The 4,836-nt window shown below is 71.1% G+C and carries 5 protein-coding genes; 1 reads left to right on the forward strand and 4 read right to left on the reverse strand.

Annotated elements, in window-relative coordinates; all coding sequences use genetic code 11:
- Nucleotides 1-28 precede the first annotated feature (28 nt).
- A complete protein-coding gene (locus tag D7X32_RS43155) occupies nt 29-949 on the forward strand; it encodes a metallophosphoesterase family protein (protein ID WP_120608301.1) in 921 nt (306 codons plus the stop codon).
- Here the strand turns inward: D7X32_RS43155 and D7X32_RS43160 are convergent.
- From D7X32_RS43160 to D7X32_RS43175, 4 genes are all read right to left on the reverse strand, one after another.
- Nucleotides 939-2,054, reverse strand: coding sequence for a hybrid sensor histidine kinase/response regulator (locus D7X32_RS43160; protein WP_208752738.1), 1,116 nt, complete (start codon nt 2,052-2,054; stop codon nt 939-941). The two genes, D7X32_RS43155 and D7X32_RS43160, sit on opposite strands and share 11 nt — an antisense overlap.
- A gap of 31 nt (nt 2,055-2,085) precedes the next feature.
- On the reverse strand, nt 2,086-2,706 hold the full coding sequence (locus D7X32_RS43165) for a chemotaxis protein CheB (protein WP_120608300.1): 621 nt from the start codon (nt 2,704-2,706) through the stop codon (nt 2,086-2,088).
- Between the two features lie 14 nt (nt 2,707-2,720).
- Nucleotides 2,721-3,560 (reverse strand): CheR family methyltransferase, encoded by an 840-nt coding sequence (locus tag D7X32_RS43170; protein WP_244239504.1) that lies wholly within the window; start codon nt 3,558-3,560, stop codon nt 2,721-2,723.
- On the reverse strand, nt 3,557-4,836 hold a 1,280-nt coding region (locus tag D7X32_RS43175; protein WP_120608303.1), incomplete at its 5' end, for a response regulator. The genes D7X32_RS43175 and D7X32_RS43170, both read right to left, overlap by 4 nt.

The following is a 4,836-nucleotide window of genomic DNA, read 5'->3' on the forward strand; positions in this document are numbered from 1 at the left end:
GAGGGGCGGGAGGCCTTGAGTGAAGGACATGCCGCAGGACTCCCTCCTCGTCGCCGCGCTGGGTGACATTCACGGCCGCTTCCACCGGGTGGAGGCGTGGCTGGACGCGTTGGAGCAGGCGCGCGGCCGGCGGGTGGACTTCGTGCTGGCGGTGGGGGACGTGGAGGCCTTCCGCCACGCGGACGACCACCGCCGCAAGGCCGCCAAGCGCGCCATGCCCGCGGAGTTCGCCGAGTACGCGGACCGCATCCGCCGCGTGAAGCGGCCGCTGTATTTCATTGGCGGCAACAACGAGGACTTCGAGGCGCTGCACGACCTGCCCGAAGGCGGGGAGCTGGCCCCGGACGTCCACTACCTGGGCCGCGCGGGCCTGCGCACCCTGGGCCCCTTGCGCGTGGCCTACCTGTCCGGCATCCACGCGCCGCGCTTCATCGACCAGCCGCTGAAGCGCCCCACGTCGTTGGATACGGCGAAGCAGGCGGGCTACTTCCGCACGCCGGAGGTGGAGCAGGTGGCCGCCGCGCGCGACGTGGACCTGCTGCTGGTGCACGAGTGGCCCCGGGGCATCGTGCAGCGGGCCCGCGAGGAACGGCTGGCCCCCGCGCGGCCGCTGCCGTCGCCGTGGATTGGCAACCCCGTCACTCGCAAGCTGGTGGACACGGTGCATCCGAAGTGGGTGCTCTGCGGCCACTCGCACAAGCCCTTCGCCGTGGCGCTGGAGTCGCACGGGCGCACGCTGTCGCGCGTGGCGTGCCTGGACCAGGCGGCTCGTCCGGACACCGCGGTCTTCTGGCTGGAGTTCGAGGGGCGCGAAGCCGTGCGCGCCGGCTGGGGCGTCTCCGGCGTTCCCGCCTGGCAGGCGGGGCAGCGCTGGGGGCTGCACACGCTGCCGCCGCTGGAGCCGGAGGCCCCGGGCAGCGTGCCCGCGGACAACGGCGCTACAGCTTGACGACGTCCACGCCCTTGCGCGGCAGCTCCACGCGGAACTCCGTGTAGGGCCCGGTGCCGGAGAGCACCTCCACGCCGCCCTGATGCGCGTGGATGATCTGCTGGACGATGAAGAGCCCCAGGCCCAGTCCCTCCCCCCGGCCCCGGCGCTGCTGACCGCCCCGGAACGGGTCGAAGAGGAAGGGCATCAGGTGGGCCGGGATGACGCCCACGTTGGTGATGGTGAAGCGCAGGGCGTCGTCGTGCGTGCCGTCCACGAGGATGCGCACGGGCTCCGCGGCGTCGCCGTGCTGGAGCGCGTTGCCAATGAGGTTGGAGGCCACCTGCGCCAGCCGGTCCGCGTCCCAGTCCCCCACGAGGTCGCCGTCCTGCCGCACCTCGATGTGGTGACGGGGCCACGCCGTCTGGTGCTCCTGCACCATGCGATGCACCAGCTGTCCGAAGTCCGTCTCCCCCCGGCGCAAGGGGATGCCACCCGCGAGCCGCGCGCGCGCCAGGTCCAGCACGTCCTCGATCATCCGGCTCATGCGCTTGCCGGCGGCCATCATCCGCGTGGCCGTCTTCTTCACGGCCTCGTCGTCCGAGCGGCGCTGGAGCAGGTCCGCCGCGGTGAGGATGGCGGACAGGGGGTTGCGCAGGTCGTGGCCCAGCACCGCGGTGAACATCTCGTTGAGGCGCAGGGTCTCCGCGAGCGTGTCCAGCTGCTGCGCCAGCTGCTGCTTCTGGCGGTGCATCTGGAAGAAGACCTCCGCCTTGCTGCGCAGCGCGTGTGCCTCCAGCGGCTTGTAGAGGAAGTCCACCGCGCCCGCCTCGTAGCCCTTGAAGGTGCGCCGGGGGTCGCCCGTGCCGGCGGTGACGAAGATGATGGGCACGTCGCGGGTGCGCTCGGAGCCGCGCATCAGCTCCGCCAGTTCGAAGCCGTCCATCTCCGGCATCTGCACGTCCACGAGCGCGAGCGCGAACTCGTGTTGCAACAGCAACTCCAGTGCCTCCGCGCCGGAGCGGGCGCAGTGCACCTCCACGTCGTCGCGCCGCAGCACGGCGGACAGCGCCAGGAGGTTCTCCTCCAGGTCATCGACGAGCAGGCACTTCACCCGGAGGGCCACGGGCTGGGGCTCCTTGCTGAGAACAGAAAGGTCAGATAGCACCGCCATTCCCCCACGCCCGCAGGACGGCGGGCATCTGTTCAAGAGGCAGCACGAAATCCACCGGCCCGGCCGCGAGCGCCGCCGAGGGCATGGTGGACGCACGCGCGGTGGAGGGGGTCTGCACCAGGGTGACGCCGCCGGCCCGGCGCACCGCCTGGAGGCCCTGGGCTCCGTCCGCGTTGGCGCCCGTCAGGAGGATGCCGCCCAGGCGCGCGCCGTACACGTCCGCCGCGGACTCGAAGAGCACGTCGATGGCGGGGCGGGAGAAGTGCACGGGGGCATCCAGGGACAGCGCGAGCGACGGCCCGTGCGCGTCCCGGTCCACGAGCAGGTGGTAGTCCGGGGGCGCGAAGTAGAGGGTCCCCGGCTGGATGGACTGCTTGTCACCCGCCTCGTGGACGGGCAGCGCGCACCGGGGGGAGAACACATCCACCAGCAGGCTGGGGCGGTCGCGGGGCAGGTGAACGACGACGAGGAGCGCGGGCCGGAAGTCGGCGGGCAGCGTGGGCAGGAGCAAGGACAGCGCGTCCACCCCGCCCGCGGACGCGCCCACGACGATGGCGTCGACGCGGCCAGCGGGCGTTGCGGAGGGTTGGCGCGAAGTGGGCATGGGCGGCGGGTCCTCTAGCGCTTCTGGAAGATCCGATCCTCGGGGACGACGGGGGTGAACGCGGCCTCGTGCGAGGAGAAGCGCAGCGACTCGCGCGCCCCCAGGCCCAGGAACCCCTTGTGACAGAGCGACTCCGCGAACAATCCCAGCGCGCGCTCCTGCAATTCGCGGCTGAAGTAGATGAGCACATTGCGGCACGACAGCAGCTGCACCTCCGCGAAGACGCTGTCGGTGGCCAGGCTGTGGTCCGAGAAGACGATGTGCCCCTTGAGTGACCGGTCGAACACCGCCCCGCCATACGCGGCCGTGTAGTAGTCCGACAGCGACGTGCGCGCGCCGGACAGCCGGTGGTTCTGGGTGAAGGACGCGATGCGGTCCACCGCGTACACCCCGGCCTCCGCGCGCTGGAGCGCGGTGGGGTTGATGTCCGTGGCGTAGATGAGCGTGCGCTCCAGCAGCCCCTCCTCGCGCAGGAGGATGGCGAGCGACCAGGCCTCCTCCCCCGTGCTGCACCCGGCGATCCACACCTTGAGCGACGGATAGGTGCGCAGCACCGGCACCACGTGCTCGCGCAGGGTGCGGTAGTAGGACGGGTCGCGGAACAGCTCGCTCACCTGCACCGTGAGGTAGTCCAGCAGGGCAGGGAACAGCGCGGGTTCGTGCAGCACCCGGTCCTGGAGCTGGGACAGGGTCGCGCAGTCGAAGCGGTCCGCGGCCTGGGCCAGCCGGCGCTTGAGCGACGACACCGCGTAGCCGCGGAAGTCGTAGTGGTACTTCAGATACAGCGCCTCGAGCAGCAGCCGCAGCTCGATGTCGAAGTCCTTGGATGCCACGTCGAGCATGCGCGGCGTCATCCCTTGGGCATCCAGACGCGCAGCAGCGACAGCAGCTTCTCCACGTCGAGCGGTTTGGCGATGTAGTCGTTGGCGCCCGCCTGGAGGCACTTCTCCTGGTCGTCGCGCATGGCCTTCGCGGTGAGCGCGATGATGGGCAGCTTGCGCCACACGTCCTGCTTGCGGATCTCCCGCGTGGCGGTGAGGCCGTCCATCTCCGGCATCATGATGTCCATCAGCACCAGGTCCACCGCGAGCTGCGGCTGGGCCAGGCTCTTGGTGAGCAGCGCCAGGGCCTCCTTGCCGTTGCGGGCGATCTCCACCTTGGCGCCCCGGGGCTCCAGCACGCTGGAGAGGGCGAAGATGTTCCGCACGTCGTCCTCCACCACGAGGATGCGGCGGCCCTCCAGCGTGGACTCGCGGTCGCGGGCGGCCTGGAGCATGCGCTGGTGCTCCGGCGGCAGGCGCGACTCCACCTGGTGCAGGAACAGCGTCACCTCATCCAGCAGCCGCTCCGGAGAGCGCACGCCCTTGATGATGATGGAGCGCGAGAAGCGGCGCAGGCGCTGCTCCTCGTCTCGGCTGGGCGTGTGCCCGGTGTAGACGATGACGGGCGGGAAGGAGACGCCTTCTTCCGCGGCCATGCGCTCCAGGAGGTCCTGGCCGCTCAGGTCCGGCAGGTGAAGGTCCATCACGATGCAGTCGAAGGTGTGCTCGCGCAGCCGCTGGAGCGCGTCGTGCGCGGTGGCCACGCCCTCCACCTCCACGCCCTCCGACTCCAGCAGCTTCTGGATGCTCTCGCGCTGGCGGGCGTCGTCCTCCAGCACCAGCACGCGGCGGGTGCCCGGCGCGAACTTCGTCTCCAGGTTGCGGAAGACGTCCAGCAGTTGCTCACGCTGCACGGGCTTGAGCGCGAAGCCCACCGCGCCCAGCTCCAGCGCCTCGCGCGTCTGATCCGACGCGGACAGCACGTGCACCGGGATGTGGCGCGTGCGTGGGTTGCGCTTGAGCTGATCCAACACGGTGAGGCCGGAGTGATCCGGCAGGTTCATGTCCAGCAGGATGGCGTGCGGCGCGTGGCCGAGCGCGGCCTCCAGGCCGTCCGTGGCGGTGGGGGCCAGGATGCACTGGAAGCCCAGCTCCCGCGCCAGGTCGCGCAGGATGAGGGCGAACCGGGCGTCGTCCTCCACCACCAGCAGCACGCGCGAACCGGAGGTGAGCCGCTCGCGGTCGTCCTCGATGCCGGGCGGTGGAGCTGGCAGCGGTGCGGGTGTCACGGCCACGGGCCGGACGGGGG

The sequence above is a fragment of the Corallococcus carmarthensis genome, assembly GCF_003611695.1.
Lineage (GTDB): Bacteria > Myxococcota > Myxococcia > Myxococcales > Myxococcaceae > Corallococcus > Corallococcus carmarthensis.